Genomic DNA, 19,799 nt, shown 5'->3' on the forward strand with positions numbered 1-19,799 from the left:
CCCGCGAAGAAGCCGAGGATCACCACCCGCAAGGGCTTCGAGGTCGACAACCACGTCGAGGACGGACTCCCGCCGGTCTTCACCACCGTCCCGACCGACGACAAGGTCGTCTTCCTCACCGTCGACGACGGCGCCGAGAAGGACCCGGCGTTCCTGCGCATGATGACCGAGCTGAAGATCCCGTACACCGCCTTCCTCAGCGACTTCCTGGTCAAGGAGGACTACGGCTACTTCGAGCGGATGCGCCGCGCGGGCGTCGGCCTGAACAACCACACCCTGCACCACCCCTACCTGCCCGCCCTGTCCTACGCCGCCCAGAAGCGCGAGATCTGCGGCATGCAGGACGTCATCACCCGGCGCTACGGCAATCGGCCCACCCTCTTCCGGCCGCCCTTCGGCAACTACAACCGCGCCACCCTGCGCATCGCGAAGAGCTGCGGCATCACCCACGTACCGCTGTGGAACGCGGAGGTCTTCGTCGACCGCTGGGAGTACCGCGAGGTGGACCAGGACATCCACCCCGGCGACATCGTGCTCACCCACTTCCGCGGCAAGGAGCAGTGGAAGGGCACGATGCCCGACATGATCCGCCGGTTCCTGAACCGCGTCACCGCCGAGGGGTACGCGGTGGCCCGGCTGGAGGACTACCTGTGAGGCCCGGCCGCCCGCTCGCCGCCCTGCTGACGGCCGTACTCCTCACCGGCTGCGGCGCCTCCGCCGACGGCTCCGACCGCCCCGGCGAGCCCTCGGCCCGCGCCCTCGCCGCCCAGCCCTACCGGCACCGGCTGCCCCCGGTGGTGGACCGCGTCCCGACCGGCGACCGGGTCGTCTTCCTCACCGTCGACGACGGCGCCGAACAGGACCCACGCTTCATCGACCTGGTCCGCGAACTGCGGCTCCCCGTCGCCCTGTTCCTCACCGACAGCGTCGTCGGCCCCGGCTACGCCCACTTCGCGCGCCTGCGCGAGGTCGGCGCCTCGCTCCAGAACCACACCCTCGACCACACCACCCTGCGCGGACTGCCCTACGCCGCCCAGCGCGCCGAGATCTGCGGCCAGCAGCACAAGCTCCGCTCCCGCTTCGGGGTCCGCCCCCGCCTCTTCCGCCCTCCGCACGGCCGGTACGACTCCACCACCCTGCGCGCGGCGGCGAACTGCGGAATCGCGGCGGTGGTCCGCTGGCGGGCCGTCATGAACACCGACGGCACCCTGACCTACACCAAGGGCCCGCACCGCCTCGCCCCCGGCGACATCGTCTCCCTGCCCTCGGACGACCCGACGGGCCTGCCCCTGGTGGAACGGACGAGGCGCCTGCTGAAGGAAATCCGGGAACAGAACCTGCGGCCGGCAAACCTGGAAAGCTACCTGTAGCCCCCCAGCCCGTCCGGCGCTTGAGGACGAGGCCGTTCAGGCCGAAAGGGGGGTCCGGGGGCACAGCCCCGGGACGGCAACCCGAACCCGGGGTGCGGCACCCCCGAGCCACGCCAGCGCCGCGAATTGGCACTCCGCTTGACCGAGTGCTAATCGCGGTCATAGTCTCGGGTCTGGCACTCCCCCCTGGAGAGTGCCAAATACGCGACGGGCAGGTCCGGCACCCGCGACGACGGATCCACCTGGTCGCCACCTCAGACAGTTAACCCCGTGAGATCTCCGAAGGGGGAGGTCGGATCGTGACGACCGCCAGCTCCAAGGTTGCCATCAAGCCGCTTGAGGACCGCATTGTGGTCCAGCCGCTGGACGCCGAGCAGACCACGGCCTCTGGCCTGGTCATTCCGGACACCGCGAAGGAGAAGCCCCAGGAGGGCGTCATCCTCGCCGTGGGCCCGGGCCGCTTCGAGAACGGCGAGCGCCTGCCGCTCGACGTGAAGGTCGGCGACATCGTGCTGTACAGCAAGTACGGCGGCACCGAGGTGAAGTACAACGGCGAGGAGTACCTCGTCCTCTCGTCCCGCGACGTTCTCGCGATCATCGAGAAGTAAGACCACCTCAAGCCTTTGATGCTTGACGCTGCGCCCCTGGCCCCCGCGACCGTTTGAGAAGCCGGGCGCCGGGGCGCAGTGCCGTTTACACCCACAGATTTCCGAGAGGGCTCCCGCTGTCATGGCGAAGATCCTGAAGTTCGACGAGGACGCCCGTCGCGCCCTTGAGCGCGGCGTCAACAAGCTGGCCGACACGGTCAAGGTGACGATCGGCCCCAAGGGTCGCAACGTCGTCATCGACAAGAAGTTCGGCGCGCCGACCATCACCAACGACGGTGTCACCATCGCCCGCGAGGTCGAGATCGAGGACCCGTACGAGAACCTGGGCGCCCAGCTGGTGAAGGAGGTGGCGACCAAGACCAACGACATCGCTGGTGACGGCACCACCACCGCCACCGTGCTGGCCCAGGCGCTGGTCCGCGAGGGCCTGAAGAACGTCGCGGCGGGCGCCTCCCCGGCGCTGCTGAAGAAGGGCATCGACGCGGCCGTCGCCGCCGTCTCCGAGGATCTGCTCGCCTCCGCCCGCCCGATCGACGAGAAGTCCGACATCGCCGCCGTGGCCGCGCTGTCCGCCCAGGACCAGCAGGTCGGCGAGCTCATCGCCGAGGCCATGGACAAGGTCGGCAAGGACGGTGTCATCACCGTCGAGGAGTCCAACACCTTCGGTCTGGAGCTGGACTTCACCGAGGGCATGGCCTTCGACAAGGGTTACCTGTCGCCGTACTTCGTGACGGACCAGGAGCGCATGGAGGCCGTCCTGGAGGACCCCTACATCCTCATCAACCAGGGCAAGATCTCCTCCATCCAGGACCTGCTGCCGCTGCTGGAGAAGGTCATCCAGGCCGGCTCCTCCAAGCCGCTGCTGATCATCGCCGAGGACGTCGAGGGCGAGGCCCTGTCGACCCTGGTCGTCAACAAGATCCGCGGCACCTTCAACGCGGTCGCGGTCAAGGCCCCCGGCTTCGGCGACCGCCGCAAGGCGATGCTGCAGGACATGGCGGTCCTCACCGGCGCCACGGTCATCTCCGAGGAGGTCGGCCTCAAGCTCGACCAGGCCGGTCTGGACGTGCTGGGCTCCGCCCGCCGCGTGACCGTCACCAAGGACGACACCACCATCGTGGACGGCGCCGGCAAGTCCGAGGACGTGCAGGGCCGCGTCGCCCAGATCAAGGCCGAGATCGAGAACACCGACTCCGACTGGGACCGCGAGAAGCTCCAGGAGCGCCTCGCGAAGCTGGCCGGCGGCGTGTGCGTGATCAAGGTCGGCGCCGCCACCGAGGTGGAGCTGAAGGAGAAGAAGCACCGTCTGGAGGACGCCATCTCCGCGACCCGCGCCGCGGTCGAGGAGGGCATCGTCTCCGGTGGTGGCTCCGCGCTGGTCCACGCCGCGAAGGTGCTGGAGGGCGGCCTCGGCAAGTCCGGCGACGAGGCCACCGGTGTCGCCGTCGTCCGCCGCGCCGTCGTCGAGCCGCTGCGCTGGATCGCCGAGAACGCCGGCCTTGAGGGCTACGTCATCGTCTCCAAGGTCGCCGACCTGGAGAAGGGCAGCGGTTACAACGCCGCCTCCGGCGAGTACGGCGACCTGATCAAGGCCGGCGTCATCGACCCGGTGAAGGTCACCCGCTCCGCCCTGGAGAACGCCGCCTCCATCGCCTCCCTGCTGCTCACGACCGAGACCCTGGTCGTCGAGAAGAAGGAAGAGGAGGAGCCCGCCGCCGCCGGTCACGGCCACGGCCACGCTCACTGACGTACGTCGTCACCGAAGGCCCGGCACCCACGCGAGGTGCCGGGCCTTCGGCCTGTCCTGCCCGCGCTACCGGAGACCATTCGCAGTGCTCCGGCCTTCAGGCCGGGGGTGAAGCGAATCTTGTGGCTGCGACGCGGAACGTCGCGGTCTCGTTCCGGCGGAGCCGGACCCCGCTCGTGATGGTGACGGATCGTCCGCATGGTCCCGGTGACGACGTGGGTTCGACTTGCCCAGTGTGATCGTCATGCAGCTCCGGTACGCCGTCAGGTTGTACCCCGGCGCCGCTCAGCAGGCCGCGCTGGCCAGGGCGTTCGGGTGCGCACGCGTCGTGTTCAACGACGCCGTGCGTGCCCGCGAGGCCGCCCGTAGGCCCAAACCCCTGAACGTCCGGGAATGGACCTGTACCGCCTGCGGCGCAGTCCACGACCGGGACCGCAACGCCGCGATCAACATCAAGACGGCCGCCGGACTGGCGGTATCGGCCTGCGGAGCGCCGGTAAGACCAGGAGCAATCCCGGCACAGCGCGAAGAAACAGGAAGCCACGGATTCCCGACCGCAAACCGTGCCGCGTAGCGGCACAGCAACCGGTGGAGAAGGCCAGAATCCTCGTCCTTCAGGACGAGGAGCATGTCAACTCTCCAGGTCCTCCAGCGCGCCCAACTGCTCCATCAGCCCGAGCCGGTCGTACTGCCACCAGCCCTCGGCGATCTTCCCGTCCGGGGTGCAGCGGTGGATGGTGCACCCGGTCATGGACACTTCCTTGCCGGTCGCCGGGATGCCCATGAAGTCGCCGGTGTGCCGGCCGTTCCAGGTCCAGCGGGTGCACACCCGGTCGCCCTGGGCCATCTGGTCCTCGACCGTGAACGAGAAGTCGAAGGCGGCCCGCCACATCCCCACTTCCCGGCGGATCGCGTCCATCCCGATGGCATCCTGCGGACGGGCGGGATCGTGGTCGTGGTAGTCCTCGATGAGCACGTCGTTGAAGGTGGGGTCCTGCGGCCCGGCCACCTCCTCGAAGAACCGCTGCGCGGTCATCCGGTACAGCTGCTCGTCACGGACGACGTCCAGATCGGTGAAGGTCGGCATCTCGTCGCAGAGCGCGACCATCTCCTGGAAGATCTTCCCGGTCTCCGGCAGGTTCGAGTTCCGCATCGCCTCCTCGTACGACGGGAACTCCACGATCTCGATGAGATGGGTGGCGTCGGAGCGGTCCTTGCCGATCACGCTGTGCGTCGCGGTCCGCTTCCCCTTGGTCTGTTCGACCCATGTGTCCAGCAGCCGGTTCATCTCGTCGAGCCGACTGGTCCTGCAGTCGATGAGCTGTACGAATGTCATGGCGCCTCCGTCCCCCGGGGGTCCGGTCGAACAGCTCCATTCTCCTACTGCGGGCCGTATTTGCGACCGGTCCGGGAGGTGACCGCCCCGAGCATCCCGCGCGGTACGACCTTGGTGACGCCCATCAGCACCTTGTACCGGGCGTCCGGGATGGAGACGGTCTTGCCGCGCGCCAGATCGGCCAGCCCCGACGCCACCAGCTTGTCGGCGTCCAGCCACATCCAGCCCGGGATGTTGTCGGTGCCCATCCCGGCCCGCTCGTGGAACTCGGTGCGCACGAAGCCCGGGCACAGGGCCATCAGCCGCACCCCGCTGCCCGCGAGATCCCGGGCCGCGCCCTGGGTGAACTGCACGACCCACGCCTTGGAGGCGCCGTAGGTGCCGCGCGGCACGAAGGCGGCGACCGAGGCGACGTTGACGATCCCGCCCCGCCCGCGCTCGCGCATCGCCCCGGCGGCGGCCGAGGTCAGCCGGAGCACCGCCTCGCAGTGCACCTTGATCATCTTCAGCTCGTCGTCCATGGAGACGTCGAGATAGCGGCCCTTGTTGCCGAAACCGGCGTTGTTGATCAGCAGGTCGATGGGGTCGCGGCGGTCGGCGAGCCGGGCGGCGGCCGTCTCGATGCCCTGGTCCGTCGCCAGGTCCGCGGTCAGGACCTCCGCCTCGATGCCGTGCCGGTCGTGCAGTTCGGTGGCCTGCTCGCGCAGCCGCTTGGTGTCCCGCGCGACCAGGACGAGGTTGTGCCCGTCGGCGGCCAGCCGCCGCGCGAACGCGGCGCCGATGCCCGCGGTCGATCCCGTGATGAGAGCCGTTGTCATGGCGCAAGATTAGTGACCCGGACCGGACGAATCCGCTCCCTGTCCGGCTCTCCTCGGGCACGTCACCGGACGGTTTCTCAACTCCCGTTCTGCTCCGTGTACTTGCGCGCCGCCGCCAGTGCCTCCGGGTGCAGCGCCCCGCCCGCCGCCAGCAGCCGAGGCAGCAGATCCCGCCGGGTGGTCGTCGCCCGGAACTGCAGCGCCACCGTCACGTCGTGGTCGGGCCGGTGCAGGATCTCGACCGCGTCACCCACCCGTACCTCACCGGGCTCGATCACCCGCAGATACGCGCCCGGCGCGCCCTTCTCCGTGAACCGCTTCACCCACCGCTGCTCACCCAGGTGCCCCTGGAAGGTGCGGCACGGAATCCGCCCGCTGGTCACCTCCAGCACCACCGAGGAGCCGATCCGCCAGCGCTCCCCGATCAGCGCGCCGGAGACGTCCACGCCGCTCGTGGTGAGGTTCTCCCCGAAGACGCCGTTGCGCAGCGTCCGGCCCAGCTCCCGCTCCCAGTCGTCGAGGTCCTCGCGCGCCACCGCGTACACGGCCTGGTCGTCGCCGCCGTGATGGCGCAGGTCGCACACCTCGTCCCCGGCGAGACCGCTCGCCCCGGACCCCTTCGGCCCCGGCGCCGAGATCCGCACCGCCGCGTCGGTCGGCTGCTTGTCGATCCCGGTCACACCCTCGGGGTGGTCGGTGTGGGGGACGGGGGTGCGGCGGCCGAGGTTCACAGACAGAAGCTTCATGGCAGCACGGTAGGCGAAGGGCGGTCAAAGGTCTCCCGCATTATTCGCCGCGGAATCAAAGCCTCACTTATCCTTGAGGAATGATCGAGGCCAGACATCTGCGCGTGCTGCGCGCCGTCGCCGCCACCGGCTCCTTCTCGGCGGCGGGGCGCGAGCTGGGCTGCACCCAGCCCGCCGTCAGCCAGCAGATGAAGGCGCTGGAGGCGTCCGTCGGTACCCCGCTGCTGGTGCGCAGCGGCCGTGAGATGCGGCTGACCCAGGCGGGCGAGGCCCTGGTCCGGCACGCGGCCGGGATCCTCGCCGGACTCACCGCCGCCGAGGAGGAGGTCGCCGCGATCGCGGGCCTGCGCGCGGGCCGGGTCCGCCTGGTCTCCTTCCCCAGCGGCAGCTCCACCCTCGTCCCCACGGCGCTCGCCGCCCTGCGCGCCGCGCACCCCGGCACCCGGGTCTCCCTGGAGGAGGCCGAGCCGCCGAAGTCGGTCGAACTGCTCCGCGAGGGCGACTGCGACCTCGCCCTCGCGTTCCGCTACGAGGGCGCGGCACAGGAGGGCGAGTGGGACGACCTCGTCGTACGGCCCCTGCTCACCGACCGGTTGGTGGCGCTGGTGCCGGAGCGGCACCGGCTCGCGCGGGCGGAGTCGGTGGCCATCGGTGACCTGGCCGCCGAGCCCTGGATCGCCGGATGCCCGCGCTGCCGGGGGCAGTTGGTGCAGGTCTGCGAGAGCGCCGGGTTCGCCCCGCGCATCGACTTCGCCACCGACGACTACCCGGCGGTGGTCGGTCTGGTCGGCGCGGGCCTGGGTGTGGCCGTACTGCCGCAGCTGGCGGTGGAGTCGGTGCGCCCGCGCGGAGCACGCACGGTGACGCTGGAACCGGCGGTGCGCCGGGAGATCGTCGCGCTCACCCTGCCCGACCTCGCCCAGGTGCCGGCGGTGACGGCGACCCTGGAGCAGCTGGCACGGGCGGCGGAGCGTCAAGCAGACGGCGCCCAGGGGGAGTCGGGCGCGCAGAAGTAAGGGCACGCCTTCCCGTGCCCTGAGTTGAAGAAACGTTACTTCAGCTGTTCGAGGCGGTCTCGCCGCCGCCGGCCGACGCCGACACCAGCCGGTGTCGCGCCCGGCCCATGAGCTCCTCGCGCTCGTCCTCGGTCAAGCCGCCCCACACGCCGTACGGTTCGCGCACCGCGAGCGCGTGCGCCGCGCACTGCGCGCGAACCGGGCACCTCATGCAGACCTCCTTGGCCGAGTTCTCACGAGCGCTTCGAGCCGCACCGCGCTCGCCCTCCGGATGGAAGAAAAGCGAGCTGTCCACCCCGCGGCAGGCAGCCAGCAGCTGCCAGTCCCACAGGTCCGCGTTCGGTCCGGGAAGGCGGGAGAAATCTGCCATTGCGTGACCCCTTGTAGCCGTTTCTGGGCGGATACGGTGTCCACGACCGTACATCTACGATCTAAGGAGATGAAAATATGACTCATTGCGAATCTAGCCCTCAACACCAGCAAAAGGGAAGAAAAAGGGCCGAATGGGGCATGGTTGTGATGAAAGCTTGAGGGTCTGCCCTGCATGTCTGCACCGTGTCCGCCCCCTCACGTACAGTGCCGAAGACGGCGCACGGCCCCGTAACTCTTTCGAGTGACCGTCGTTGAGAGGGCGGAGGCGGTTGAAACAACAAGGGCTCGGGCAGGCGTCCGAGACGGTCGACCGCACAGGTGACGATTTCGTACCAGCCTGGAGGCTCAAGGTGACGTGCATCAGCTGCGGAGGGCGGCCATGACATCCGTCCTCGTCTGCGACGACTCCCCGCTTGCCCGAGAGGCGCTCCGCCGTGCGGTGGCGACCGTGCCGGGCGTCGAGCGTGTGACGACGGCGGCCAACGGCGAGGAAGTCCTCCGCCGCTGGGGCGCCGACCGCTCCGACCTGATCCTGATGGACGTGCGCATGCCCGGACTGGGCGGCGTCGAGACCGTCCGGCGGCTGCTGTCCGCCGACCCCGGCGCGCGCATCATCATGCTGACCGTCGCCGAGGACCTGGACGGCGTGGCCCTCGCGGTCGCCGCGGGCGCCCGGGGCTACCTGCACAAGGACGCCTCCCGCGCGGAGCTGCGCGCCACGGTGACACAGGCCCTCGCCGACCCGACCTGGCGGCTCGCCCCGCGCCGGCTGCGCTCGGCCGAGATGGGCGCCGCGCCCACGCTCACCGCGCGCGAGATCCAGGTGCTGGAGGGCATGAGCCACGGCCGCTCCAACGCGGAGATCGGCCGGGAGCTGTTCCTGTCCGAGGACACGGTCAAGACTCACGCACGCCGGCTGTTCAAGAAGCTCGGCGCCTCGGACCGGGCGCACGCCGTCGCGCTCGGCTTCCGGTGGGGCCTGGTCCGCTAGTCCGCCGCCCGTTCTTTCGGCCGGAGCCGCCCGGTGGCGAGGGGGATCACCCCGCGCTCCGGCACCGCGGCCGGGATGCTCCGGACCAGGAGTACACACCGGCCCCCCGGGGCAGGCGGGACCTGCGACACCCGCCCCGCCCCGTCCTGTGGATCAGATCGGCGGCAGCCGTACTACGAGACCGGACCGCGCCCCTTTGGGGCGCGGGTGCTCGTTTCGCCGCGGATGCCGCATCCTTGAGATGTGGAGTCTCTCGGGGACGAGTCGGTCGAGCGGAAGGGGAGGGCGCAGGAGATGAGTTCCGGCGCACCTGCTCATAACGCTTCGGTGCACAACAACGGACGCGGTGCCGCGGACCGCGAAGCCACAGGGCACCATGGACCGATGCGCGACGACGAGGCGGCGAATGCCGCAGGGGCGATCGGTGCACTCGTCCACCGCGCCGTGGACGGGGACGAGCAGGCCACGCACGATCTGCTCGCCCATGTCCACCCCCTCGCACTGCGCTACTGCCGCACCCGTCTGTCCCGGCTTCCCGGTGACGCCCGGCACTTCGTGGAGGACCTCGCGCAGGAGGTCTGCGTCGCCGTCCTGCTCGCCCTGCCCCGCTACCGGGACACCGGCCGCCCCTTCGAGGCGTTCGTCTTCGCCATCGCCGCGCACAAGGTCGCCGACCTGCAGCGCGCCGCCATGCGCCACCCCGGGTCCACCGCCGTGCCCTCCGACGAGATGCCGGAGCGGCCCGACGACTCGCTCGGCCCCGAGGAGCGCGCCCTGCTCAGCAGCGATGCCGAGTGGGCCAAGAAACTGCTGGCCAACCTGCCGGAGAACCAGCGCGAACTGCTGCTGCTGCGGATCGCGGTCGGCCTGACCGCCGAGGAGACCGGCCAGATGTTGGGAATGTCACCCGGAGCCGTCCGGGTCGCCCAGCACCGAGCCCTGAGCAGGCTGCGGGCGCTCGCCGAGCAGTAGTCCCACCGGGTGAACGGGCGTTGCCTGCTTTCCGTACGAAAATACGAAGCCGTCGGGCGTCCGGAACCGTGGAATTTGCCACCCCTGCTTCCCGTTAGCATGGACATCCGCACCGATCAAGGCCATTTGGGGAAGGTGTCATGACTGCCAACGTCGACGGAGTGCCCGCCAAATTCGCGACACTCGGGCTGACCTACGACGATGTGCTGCTGCTGCCGGGCGCCTCCGAAGTGCTGCCCAACGCGGTCGACACCTCGTCCCGCATCTCCCGCAATGTGCGGGTCAACATTCCCCTGCTCTCCGCCGCCATGGACAAGGTCACCGAGTCCCGGATGGCGATCGCGATGGCCCGTCTGGGCGGCGTCGGTGTGCTGCACCGCAACCTCTCCGTCGAGGACCAGGTCAACCAGGTCGACCTGGTGAAGCGGTCCGAGTCCGGCATGGTCACCGACCCCATCACGGTGCACCCGGAGGCGACCCTCGCCGAGGCCGACGCCCTGTGCGCGAAGTTCCGCATCAGCGGTGTCCCGGTCACCGACCCGGCCGGCAAGCTGCTCGGCATCGTCACCAACCGCGACATGGCCTTCGAGTCGGACCGCTCCCGCCAGGTGCGCGAGGTCATGACCCCGATGCCGCTGGTCACCGGCAAGGTGGGCATCTCCGGCGTGGACGCCATGGAGCTGCTGCGCAAGCACAAGATCGAGAAGCTTCCGCTGGTCGACGACGAGGGCATCCTCAAGGGCCTGATCACCGTCAAGGACTTCGTCAAGGCCGAGAAGTACCCGAACGCCGCGAAGGACGCCGAGGGCCGGCTGCTCGTCGGTGCCGCGGTCGGCGCCAGCCCCGAGGCGCTGGAGCGGGCCCAGGCGCTCGCCGAGGCCGGGGTGGACTTCCTGGTCGTGGACACCTCGCACGGCCACAACAGCAACGCCCTGAGCTGGATGGCGAAGATCAAGTCGAGCGTGTCGGTCGACGTGATCGGCGGCAACGTCGCCACCCGTGACGGCGCGCAGGCCCTGATCGACGCCGGTGTCGACGGCATCAAGGTCGGTGTGGGCCCCGGTTCCATCTGTACGACCCGTGTCGTCGCCGGTATCGGTGTCCCGCAGGTCACCGCGATCTACGAGGCCGCGCAGGCCGCCCGCCCGGCCGGTATCCCGGTGATCGGCGACGGCGGTCTGCAGTACTCCGGCGACATCGGCAAGGCGCTCGCCGCCGGTGCCGACACCGTGATGCTGGGCTCGCTGCTCGCGGGCTGCGAGGAGTCGCCGGGCGAGCTGCTGTTCATCAACGGCAAGCAGTTCAAGTCCTACCGCGGCATGGGCTCGCTGGGCGCCATGCAGTCCCGCGGCCAGGGCAGGTCGTACTCCAAGGACCGCTACTTCCAGGCGGAGGTCTCCTCCGACGACAAGCTGGTGCCCGAGGGCGTCGAGGGCCAGGTGCCCTACCGCGGCCCGCTGGCCAACGTCCTTCACCAGCTCGTCGGCGGACTGCGCCAGACCATGGGCTACGTCGGCGCGGCCACCATCGAGGAGATGGAGTCCAAGGGCCGCTTCGTCCGCATCACCTCGGCGGGTCTGAAGGAGAGCCACCCGCACGACATCCAGATGACGGTCGAGGCGCCGAACTACAGCGCCAAGTAGTCACCCGCCGTTCGCGTCAGGGCGGCCCCGGGGTGCTCCGGGGCCGCCCTTGCCGTGCCCGTCGGCGATACTGGAAGACGCTGAAACGCATCAGGGAAAGGCCACAGACGTGACTGAGATCGAGATCGGGCGCGGCAAGCGCGGCCGCCGGGCGTACGCCTTCGACGACATCGCCGTCGTCCCGAGCCGCCGTACGCGGGACCCGAAGGAGGTCTCGATCGCCTGGCAGATCGACGCCTACCGCTTCGAGCTGCCGTTCCTGGCCGCCCCCATGGACTCGGTCGTCTCCCCGGCCACCGCGATCCGCATCGGCGAGCTGGGCGGCCTGGGCGTGCTGAACCTCGAAGGCCTGTGGACCCGCTACGAGGACCCGCAGCCGCTGCTCGACGAGATCGCGGAGCTGCCCACGGAGGCCGCCACCCGCCGTCTGCAGGAGATCTACGCGGCGCCCATCAAGGAGGAGCTGATCGGCGCGCGCATCAAGGAGGTGCGCGACTCCGGCGTGGTCACGGCCGCCGCGCTCTCCCCGCAGCGCACGGCGCAGTTCTCCAAGGCGGTCGTGGACGCGGGCGTGGACATCTTCGTCATCCGCGGCACCACGGTCTCCGCGGAGCACGTCTCCGGCTCGCACGAGCCGCTGAACCTGAAGCAGTTCATCTACGAGCTCGACGTCCCGGTGATCGTCGGGGGCTGCGCCACCTACACGGCGGCCCTGCACCTGATGCGCACCGGCGCGGCGGGCGTGCTGGTCGGCTTCGGCGGCGGCGCGGCCCACACCACCCGCAACGTCCTCGGCATCCGCGTCCCGATGGCGACCGCGGTCGCGGACGTGGCGGCGGCCCGCCGGGACTACATGGACGAGTCCGGCGGCCGGTACGTGCACGTCATCGCGGACGGCGGCGTCGGCTTCTCCGGTGACCTGCCCAAGGCCATCGCCTGCGGCGCGGACGCGGTGATGATGGGCTCCCCGCTGGCTCGCGCCACCGACGCGCCGGGCCGCGGCCACCACTGGGGCATGGAGGCGGTGAACGAGGAACTGCCGCGCGGCAAGAAGGTCGACCTCGGCACCGTCGGCACCATCGAGGAGGTCCTCACCGGCCCCTCCCACACCCCCGACGGCACCATGAACTTCTTCGGCGCCCTGCGCCGCGCCATGTCCACGACCGGCTACAGCGAGCTGAAGGAATTCCAGCGCGTCGAGGTGACGGTGGCGGACTCGCAGCATCAGCGGTAGGTCCTGCGACCGCGTGTGAAGGGCCGGCCGCCCGGTGGGGCGGCTGGCCTTTTCGCATGCCTGGGGCAGTGTGCGGGGCGCGTGAGGTGGGGCAGGGGCGCGCGGTTGCGTTCCGGACCGACCCGCCCGGTCGGGCGAGGTGCAGGCGACAACGCCCGTGTCGGCGCCCCAGGTTGCTCTGGAGCGCCCCCTTCCAAGGACTTGGTTCCGGACCCCGCGCCTCGGGGCCCGGCCCGATTTTCCGACGGACCGTCCACCGGGCACTGGGCGGCATCGTAGAAGGGGGCGCCCCATGGGACGTCACCGCAAGCCCACTCGATGGGATCGGATCCGGCTTCGGCTGGTGAGGTGCCGGAGGAGGTGGATCTTGCGGATGTTCGGATGGTGAGCGGCCGCCCCCACAGCAACTAGGGGCGGACACTCCGTGAACCATCCAGGAGCCTGTCGCAGAAAGCCCCTGCGGCGGGCTCCACCTGTGTCCGTAAGGTACCCGCGCCCGGTCCCGACAGCCACTGGATCAGGCACGTGGGCCACCTGTGCGCCCCCCTTCACAACCGATGCGCCGCCCCCGTGGGCGTCGCCCCCCTCGTGTCCAGCAACAGCTGGGCCTTTACCGACAGGCCCTGCATGTCGTAGGTGCGGTGGTGCTGGAGGAGGATGGTCAGGTCGGCGTCGGCTGCTGCCTCGTAGAGGGAGTCCGCTCGGGGGAGGGGGCGGTCCAGGACCGTCCAGGACGGGATGTGGGGGTCGTGGTAGCTGACCGAGGCGCCGAGGCTCATCAGGCGGACGGCGATTTCCTCGGCGGGGGTGGATTGCTGGTCCGCCAGGTCCGGTTTGTAGGTGACGCCGAGGAGGAGGACTCGGGCTCCTCGCGCCGACTTTCCGTGCTCGTTCAGGAGGGTGGCCGCGCGCTGGACGACGTAACGGGGCATCTGGCTGTTGACCTGCTGGGCGAGTTCGACCATGCGCAGGGTGCGGCCCGCGTGGGCGGTGAGGTCCTGGGGGACCGTGTGGCCGCCCACCCCGGGGCCGGGGCGGAAGGACTCGAAGCCGAAGGGCTTGGTCTCGGCGCAGCGGATGACGTCCCACAGGTCGACGCCCAAGTCGTGGCAGAGGACGGCCATTTCGTTGACGAGGGCGATGTTGACGTGGCGGAAGTTCGTCTCCAGGAGCTGGACCGTCTCCGCCTCTCGCGGGCCACGCGCGCGTACCACCTTGTCCGTGAGGCGGGAGTAGAAGGCCGCCGCCGACTCCGTGCAGGCCGGGGTCAGGCCGCCGATGACCTTCGGGGTGTTGGCGGGGGTGTGCTCGCGGTTGCCGGGGTCGACGCGGCTGGGGGCGTAGGCGAGGTGGAAGTCGCGGCCCGCGCGGAGCCCCGAACCCTCTTCGAGGAGCGGGCGCAGCAGGGCCTCGGTGGTGCCCGGCGGGACCGGTGACTCCAGGATCACGGTGGTGTGCGGGCGCATCCGGCCGGCCAGGGCGCGGGCGGCGGACTCCACCTGGGTGAGGTCGAGCCCTCCGTCCGCCCCGCGCGGGGTGGGTGCGCAGATGACGGCGGTGCGGACGCGGCCCAGTTCGGCCGGGTCGGCGTCGTGCCGGAAGCCCGCCGCGACCATGCGGCGCAGTTCGGCCGGGCTGAGGGAGCCTGGTTCGGGTCCGGTGGGGTATCCGAGGGTCGGGATGCCGGCGGCCACGGCGGCCTGGGCCAGCGGAAGGCCGTACGGGCCGAGTCCGATGACGGCGAGATCTGCGGGCATGGCGTGGGCCGTCCTTCCCAGTAACCGAAGCGGGACAGGTGCGCAAGCCCTGTGGACAGAATGAGCGAGCGCAATGTCAGACTAGGAGTAAATATGACCGAAATACGGGATTGATCCTTTGTGTCGTTCCGGCAGGTGGGCGTGAAGGTTGTCCACAGCCTGGGGGCGAGTGGTGGCTGAAGTCGGGCAAGACGGTCAGAATTTGGGCATGGGGGATACCACCGGCCGCGCCTCGCGGAGGCGGCCGGGAGGACCTACAGCGGGAGGCAGCGGTGAGGACAGCGACACTGGGCCCGGCGCAGCGCGCCGAGTCACTCGCATCAATGGCCGAGCGCGAACTGGACCTGCTGGTCGTGGGCGCCGGGGTGGTCGGCGCCGGCACCGCCCTGGACGCGGCGACCCGGGGTCTGTCCACCGGCCTGGTCGAGGCGCGTGACTGGGCGTCGGGTACGTCGAGCCGGTCCAGCAAGCTGATCCACGGCGGACTGCGCTATCTGGAGATGCTCGACTTCGCCCTCGTCCGCGAGGCGCTCAAGGAGCGCGGCCTGCTGCTGGAGCGGCTCGCCCCGCACCTGGTGAAGCCGGTGCCGTTCCTGTATCCCCTTCAGCACCAGGGCTGGGAGCGGCTGTACGCGGGTTCCGGCGTCGCCCTCTACGACGCCATGTCGATGGCCCGCGGCCACGGCCGGGGCCTGCCCGTGCACCGTCATCTGAGCCGCCGTCAGGCCCTGCGCATCGCCCCCGCCTTGAAGAAGGACGCCCTGGTCGGCGCCCTGCAGTACTACGACGCCCAGATGGACGACGCCCGCTATGTCGCCACCCTGGTGCGCACCGCCGCCGCCTACGGCGCCAAGGTCGCCAACCGCGCCCGCGTCACCGGCTTCCTGCGCGAGGGCGAACGTGTCGTCGGCGCCCGCGTCCAGGACGTCGAGGCGGGCGGCGAGTACGAGATCCGCGCCAAGCAGATCGTCAACGCCACCGGTGTGTGGACCGACGACACCCAGGCCATGGTCGGCGAGCGCGGTCAGTTCCACGTCCGCGCCTCCAAGGGCATCCACCTCGTCGTGCCCAAGGACCGCATCCACTCCACCACGGGGCTCATCCTGCGCACCGAGAAGTCCGTGCTGTTCGTCATCCCCTGGGGACGGCACTGGATCATCGGCACCACCGACACCGACTGGGACCTCGACAAGGCGCACCCCGCCGCCTCCAGCGCCGACATCGACTACCTCCTCGAACACGTCAACTCCGTGCTCGCGGTGCCGCTGACCCGCGACGACGTCCAGGGCGTGTACGCGGGCCTGAGGCCCCTGCTGGCCGGTGAGTCCGACGCCACCAGCAAACTCTCCCGCGAGCACACCGTCGCCCACCCCGTCCCCGGGCTCGTCGTGGTCGCGGGCGGCAAGTACACGACGTACCGGGTGATGGCCAAGGACGCGGTGGACGAGGCCGTGCACGGACTCGACATGCGGGTCGCCGAGTGCGTCACCGAGGACGTCCCGCTGCTCGGCGCCGAGGGCTACCGCGCGCTGTGGAACGCGCGGGCGCGCATCGCCGCCCGCACCGGGCTCCATGTGGTGCGCGTGGAGCACCTGCTGAACCGGTACGGCGCCCTGACCGAGGAGATCCTCGACCTCGTCGCCGACGACCCCTCCCTCGGCGAACCGCTCGGCGCCGCCGACGACTACCTGCGCGCCGAGATCGTCTACGCCGCCTCGCACGAGGGCGCGCGGCACCTGGACGACGTACTGACCCGGCGCACCCGCATCTCCATCGAGACCTTCGACCGCGGCACCCTCAGCGCCCGCGAGGCCGCCGAGTTGATGGCGCCGGTGCTCGGCTGGGACAAGGACCAGATCGAACGCGAGGTGCAGCACTACGAGAAGCGTGTGGAGGCCGAGCGCGAGTCGCAGCGCCAGCCGGACGACCTCACGGCGGACGCGGCACGGCTCGGAGCGCCGGACATCGTGCCGCTGTAAGGCGGTTGCCGGCCCGTCGCGGGCCGCGCGTCGGCCGCTGTGAAGAGGCCGAACGTCCTCCGCCCCCGGGGCCGACGGTCCCGGGGGCGGAGCCATGACGTCCGCCTTGTCGGGGCCGTCGCGCGGCGCGCCGAATGTGCCCTTCCGACCGGCGTGTTCCGGGGTGCCGAATGTCTCGCGCACCAGTGGTACCCGGGGCATCGAGCACTTGTCGGGTGAGGGACAATGGAGGCTCTGTCAGGGCGGGTTGCATGAGGGGACGCATGTCGGAGGCGGAGCGGGCGGGGACACCCCGTCAGGACAACAGCGGTCGTCTCCTCGCCGGGCGGTACCGGCTGGGAGATGTGCTGGGCCGCGGCGGCATGGGCACGGTGTGGCGGGCGGAGGACGAAACCCTCGGCCGCACGGTGGCGGTGAAGGAGCTGCGCTTCCCGTCGAACATCGACGAGGACGAGAAGCGCCGGCTCATCACCCGGACGCTGCGCGAGGCCAAGGCCATCGCCCGGATCCGCAACAACAGCGCGGTGACCGTCTTCGACGTGGTCGACGAGGACGACCGGCCCTGGATCGTGATGGAGCTGGTCGAGGGCAAGTCGCTGGCCGAGGTCATCCGCGAGGACGGCCTGCTGGAGCCGAAGCGCGCCGCCGAGGTCGGGCTCGCGGTGCTCGACGTTCTGCGCTCGGCCCACCGCCAGGGCATCCTGCACCGGGACGTGAAGCCCTCCAACGTCCTCATCGCCGACGACGGCCGGGTCGTGCTCACCGACTTCGGCATCGCCCAGGTCGAGGGCGACCCGTCCATCACCTCCACCGGCATGCTCGTCGGCGCCCCCTCCTACATCTCCCCGGAGCGCGCCCGCGGCCACAAGCCTGGCCCCGCGGCCGACCTGTGGTCGCTGGGCGGCCTGCTGTACGCGGCAGTCGAGGGTGTGCCCCCGTACGACAAGGGCTCCGCCATCGCCACCCTCACCGCGGTGATGACCGAGCCGCTGGAGGAGCCGAAGAACGCCGGTCCGCTGAAGGACGTCATCTACGGCCTGCTCACCAAGGACCCGGCCCAGCGGCTCGACGACGACGGCGCGCGGACGCTGCTCAACGCCGTCATCCACGCGCCCGCGCCGAAGGAGGCGGAGCCGCAGGACGCGACGAAGGTCGTGCCGCTGCCCGCCCAGCCGGACTCGCCCGCGGACAAGGGCGGTTCGGGGGAGGCCGCGGAGCGGCTGAAGGGCGCCCTGCGCTCGGTGCGCAAGGCCGCGGTGGCGGCCGGTGCCGGGGCGGCGGCGACCGCGCGGGCCAAGTCGGCCGGTGCGAAGACGGCTGCCCCGAAGACGGCCGCTCCGAAGACGGCTGCCGCGAAGACGACCGCTTCGCAGGCTCCCAAGACCCCTCCGCAGGCTCCGAAGACCACCGCCACGTCGGCCGAGACCGCGCCCGGCACACCCACCGGTGCCGGTCAGTCGGGCGGCGGCGCCAGTTCGGGCTGGCCGGTGATGACGCCGCCGGACCTGCCGCCCCGGCCGGTGCCCCGGGCGCCGCTGACGGACGTGGTGCCGCGGCGGACGCTGGTCATCATCGCGGTGGTCGTGGCGCTGGCCGTGCTCGGCGTGGTGCTGGCCATCGCGTTCAGCGGCGACGACGACCCCGACGACTCGGCGGGCGGCGGCGTCAAGGCGTCCACCAAGGCGAGCGCGAGCGCCGGGACCGAGAAGGACGAGAAGGGCGGCACGCGTCCGGACGGCAAGGCGACGGAGTCGGCCGGTGCCGGTGCCGGACAGCCGTCCGGGGACGGACAGGACGGCGAGGAGGACGCGTCCAACGGCGGCGACGGCGAGTCCGGGTCCGGCAAGGGCTCCTCCGGCGACGACGAGGGCGCGGCGAAGACCCACAAGAGCAGCCAGGGCTACTCGATCGGACTGCCCAAGGGCTGGAAGTACCAGTCCTCCGACCTCGCCGGCGACCGGTTCACCGGCCCCGACGGGCAGAAGCTGCTGATCGGCTGGACCACCACGCCCAAGGACGACCCGGTCGCCGACTGGAAGAACCAGGAAGGCTCCATGGTCCGCCCGCAGTACCAGCGGATCCGCATAGAGAAGGTGGACTACCGCGGCTGGAACACGGCCGACTGGGAGTTCACCTACGTCGACGGCGGCACCAAGTACCGGAGCGTCGACCGCGGCTTCGTCGTCCGCGGCGATCTCGGGTACGGGATGATGTACACGGCGAAAGCGGCCAATTGGCGCAGCGAGCTGCGTAAGGACACATGGCGGACGCTGACGGAGTCCTTCGAGCCGAAGGCATGATCGGTCACATTCGGTGAGTCATCACGGTTTGGTGGAAGAGATGTGGCATCCCCTCTTGGAGGGTTGCCTCCGGCACGTATCGTGAGTGCTTGCGGACCGTACGCATCCAGGTATGCGGCCACAACCGCACGTGAGGCGAACGGAATTGACCAGCCGGGCGGCCGGGGGAGGCATCGTGGACGACTATGCGGGTCGGGTGCTCGCCGACCGTTACCGTCTGCCGCTGCCTCCGTCCGACGAGTACGAACTCACCGAGACGCGCGCCTTTGACACCTACAGCGGACAGGAAGTCCTGGTCAGGCAGGTGCCGTTGCCGGAGGTCGTCGAGGCCGAGGTGCTCGACGACCAGGGGCTGCCGGAGGGGTTCACCGCGCGTGAGCGGGGCGGCGCCCGTCGGCCCCCGGCCCGCGGCGGCACCCGGCGGCCGACCGACCCGGCCGTGCGGCACGCGGTGCAGGCCGCGCAGGCGGCGGCCCGGATCCCCGACCATCCCCCGTCTCGACCAGGTCTTCGACGTGTTCGCCGAGGGCGGTTCGCTGTGGATCGTCAGCGAGTGGGTGGCGGCCCGGCCGCTCGCCGCGCTGCTCGCCGAGAAGCCGCTGACGCCCTACCGGGCGGCGGAGGTCGCCTCCGACGTACTGATGGCACTCAGGGTTCTGCACGCCCACGGCTGGGTGCACCGCAACATCACCGCGCGCACCGTGCTCGTCTGCGACGACGGCCGGGTGATGCTGACGGGGCTCGCCGTGGGCGCGGCAGAAGAGGCGTTGTGCGGGTACGACCCGGTACCGGCCGAGGAGGGCGACGACTTCGGCACTCCGGGAGGCGGCGGCGCGGCCGTCCCCGTCGAGGTGGACCCGGAGGCCGCCCGCCGGGCCGCGATCGAGGCACGGGCGGCCGGGGCCTCGCC

The 19,799-nt window shown here is 70.7% G+C and carries 16 protein-coding genes and 3 pseudogenes; 14 read left to right on the top strand and 5 right to left on the bottom strand.

Annotated elements, in window-relative coordinates; genetic code table 11:
- From GA0115233_RS35965 to GA0115233_RS40780, 6 genes and pseudogenes are all read left to right on the top strand, one after another.
- A partial coding sequence (locus tag GA0115233_RS35965) for a polysaccharide deacetylase family protein (RefSeq protein WP_093724540.1) occupies nt 1–654 on the top strand: 654 nt, incomplete at its 5' end.
- Nucleotides 651–1,370: a polysaccharide deacetylase family protein gene (locus GA0115233_RS35970; protein ID WP_093724541.1), complete on the top strand. Its 720-nt coding sequence runs from the start codon at nt 651–653 to the stop codon at nt 1,368–1,370. The genes GA0115233_RS35965 and GA0115233_RS35970, both read left to right, overlap by 4 nt.
- Before the next feature lie 299 nt (nt 1,371–1,669).
- Complete coding sequence (groES, locus tag GA0115233_RS35975; RefSeq protein ID WP_015658413.1) at nt 1,670–1,978, top strand: co-chaperone GroES; 309 nt, start codon at nt 1,670–1,672, stop codon at nt 1,976–1,978.
- Nucleotides 1,979–2,099: 121 nt separating this feature from the next.
- Nucleotides 2,100–3,725 carry a chaperonin GroEL gene (gene groL / locus GA0115233_RS35980; protein WP_093724542.1) on the top strand — a complete coding sequence of 542 codons (1,626 nt, stop codon included), beginning with the start codon at nt 2,100–2,102 and terminating at the stop codon, nt 3,723–3,725.
- 244 nt (nt 3,726–3,969) lie between these two features.
- Nucleotides 3,970–4,077 (top strand): annotated as a pseudogene (locus GA0115233_RS40775) (helix-turn-helix domain-containing protein); the annotation flags it as partial.
- Between the two features lie 18 nt (nt 4,078–4,095).
- A pseudogene (locus GA0115233_RS40780) lies at nt 4,096–4,299 on the top strand (zinc ribbon domain-containing protein); the annotation flags it as partial.
- Nucleotides 4,300–4,356: 57 nt separating this feature from the next.
- Here the strand turns inward: GA0115233_RS40780 and GA0115233_RS35995 are convergent.
- The 3 genes from GA0115233_RS35995 to GA0115233_RS36005 all read right to left on the bottom strand — a co-directional run bounded on the left by GA0115233_RS35995 (nt 4,357) and on the right by GA0115233_RS36005 (nt 6,625).
- Nucleotides 4,357–5,061, bottom strand: a complete 705-nt coding sequence (locus GA0115233_RS35995; RefSeq protein WP_093724543.1) for an ester cyclase — start codon at nt 5,059–5,061, stop codon at nt 4,357–4,359.
- Between the two features lie 44 nt (nt 5,062–5,105).
- Nucleotides 5,106–5,879 (bottom strand): SDR family NAD(P)-dependent oxidoreductase, encoded by a 774-nt coding sequence (locus GA0115233_RS36000; protein ID WP_093724544.1) that lies wholly within the window; start codon nt 5,877–5,879, stop codon nt 5,106–5,108.
- 77 nt (nt 5,880–5,956) lie between these two features.
- Complete coding sequence (locus GA0115233_RS36005; protein WP_093724545.1) at nt 5,957–6,625, bottom strand: MOSC domain-containing protein; 669 nt, start codon at nt 6,623–6,625, stop codon at nt 5,957–5,959.
- An 80-nt stretch (nt 6,626–6,705) separates the two neighbouring features.
- On the opposite strand from GA0115233_RS36005, the gene GA0115233_RS36010 reads away from it, so the two are divergent.
- Nucleotides 6,706–7,641: a LysR family transcriptional regulator gene (locus GA0115233_RS36010; RefSeq protein WP_093724546.1), complete on the top strand. Its 936-nt coding sequence runs from the start codon at nt 6,706–6,708 to the stop codon at nt 7,639–7,641.
- Between the two features lie 40 nt (nt 7,642–7,681).
- Here the strand turns inward: GA0115233_RS36010 and GA0115233_RS36015 are convergent, their stop codons facing one another.
- A complete protein-coding gene (locus tag GA0115233_RS36015; RefSeq protein WP_093724547.1) occupies nt 7,682–8,011 on the bottom strand; it encodes a WhiB family transcriptional regulator in 330 nt (109 codons plus the stop codon).
- Nucleotides 8,012–8,392: 381 nt separating this feature from the next.
- Between GA0115233_RS36015 and GA0115233_RS36020 the strand changes: the two genes are divergently transcribed.
- From GA0115233_RS36020 to GA0115233_RS36035, 4 genes are all read left to right on the top strand, one after another.
- Entirely contained in the window at nt 8,393–9,004 is a 612-nt protein-coding gene (locus GA0115233_RS36020) for a response regulator transcription factor (RefSeq protein ID WP_003948568.1), read from the top strand.
- A 384-nt stretch (nt 9,005–9,388) separates the two neighbouring features.
- Nucleotides 9,389–9,976 (top strand): sigma-70 family RNA polymerase sigma factor, encoded by a 588-nt coding sequence (locus GA0115233_RS36025; protein WP_093724548.1) that lies wholly within the window; start codon nt 9,389–9,391, stop codon nt 9,974–9,976.
- A gap of 140 nt (nt 9,977–10,116) precedes the next feature.
- Entirely contained in the window at nt 10,117–11,619 is a 1,503-nt protein-coding gene (gene guaB / locus GA0115233_RS36030) for an IMP dehydrogenase (RefSeq protein ID WP_093724549.1), read from the top strand.
- Nucleotides 11,620–11,728: 109 nt separating this feature from the next.
- Nucleotides 11,729–12,853: a GuaB3 family IMP dehydrogenase-related protein gene (locus tag GA0115233_RS36035; RefSeq protein ID WP_093724550.1), complete on the top strand. Its 1,125-nt coding sequence runs from the start codon at nt 11,729–11,731 to the stop codon at nt 12,851–12,853.
- A gap of 548 nt (nt 12,854–13,401) precedes the next feature.
- On the opposite strand, the gene GA0115233_RS36040 is transcribed toward GA0115233_RS36035, so the two are convergent.
- Nucleotides 13,402–14,610, bottom strand: coding sequence for a nucleotide sugar dehydrogenase (locus GA0115233_RS36040; protein WP_093724551.1), 1,209 nt, complete (start codon nt 14,608–14,610; stop codon nt 13,402–13,404).
- A gap of 272 nt (nt 14,611–14,882) precedes the next feature.
- Between GA0115233_RS36040 and GA0115233_RS36045 the strand changes: the two genes are divergently transcribed.
- The 3 genes and pseudogenes from GA0115233_RS36045 to GA0115233_RS36055 form a co-directional block, all read left to right on the top strand.
- Nucleotides 14,883–16,589 (top strand): glycerol-3-phosphate dehydrogenase/oxidase, encoded by a 1,707-nt coding sequence (locus tag GA0115233_RS36045; protein ID WP_093724552.1) that lies wholly within the window; start codon nt 14,883–14,885, stop codon nt 16,587–16,589.
- 263 nt (nt 16,590–16,852) lie between these two features.
- Nucleotides 16,853–18,889 carry a serine/threonine-protein kinase gene (locus GA0115233_RS36050; protein ID WP_093724553.1) on the top strand — a complete coding sequence of 679 codons (2,037 nt, stop codon included), beginning with the start codon at nt 16,853–16,855 and terminating at the stop codon, nt 18,887–18,889.
- A 175-nt stretch (nt 18,890–19,064) separates the two neighbouring features.
- A pseudogene (locus GA0115233_RS36055) lies at nt 19,065–19,799 on the top strand (protein kinase); the annotation flags it as partial.

This window comes from Streptomyces sp. DI166 (genome assembly GCF_900091315.1).
Lineage (GTDB): Bacteria > Actinomycetota > Actinomycetes > Streptomycetales > Streptomycetaceae > Streptomyces > Streptomyces fuscus.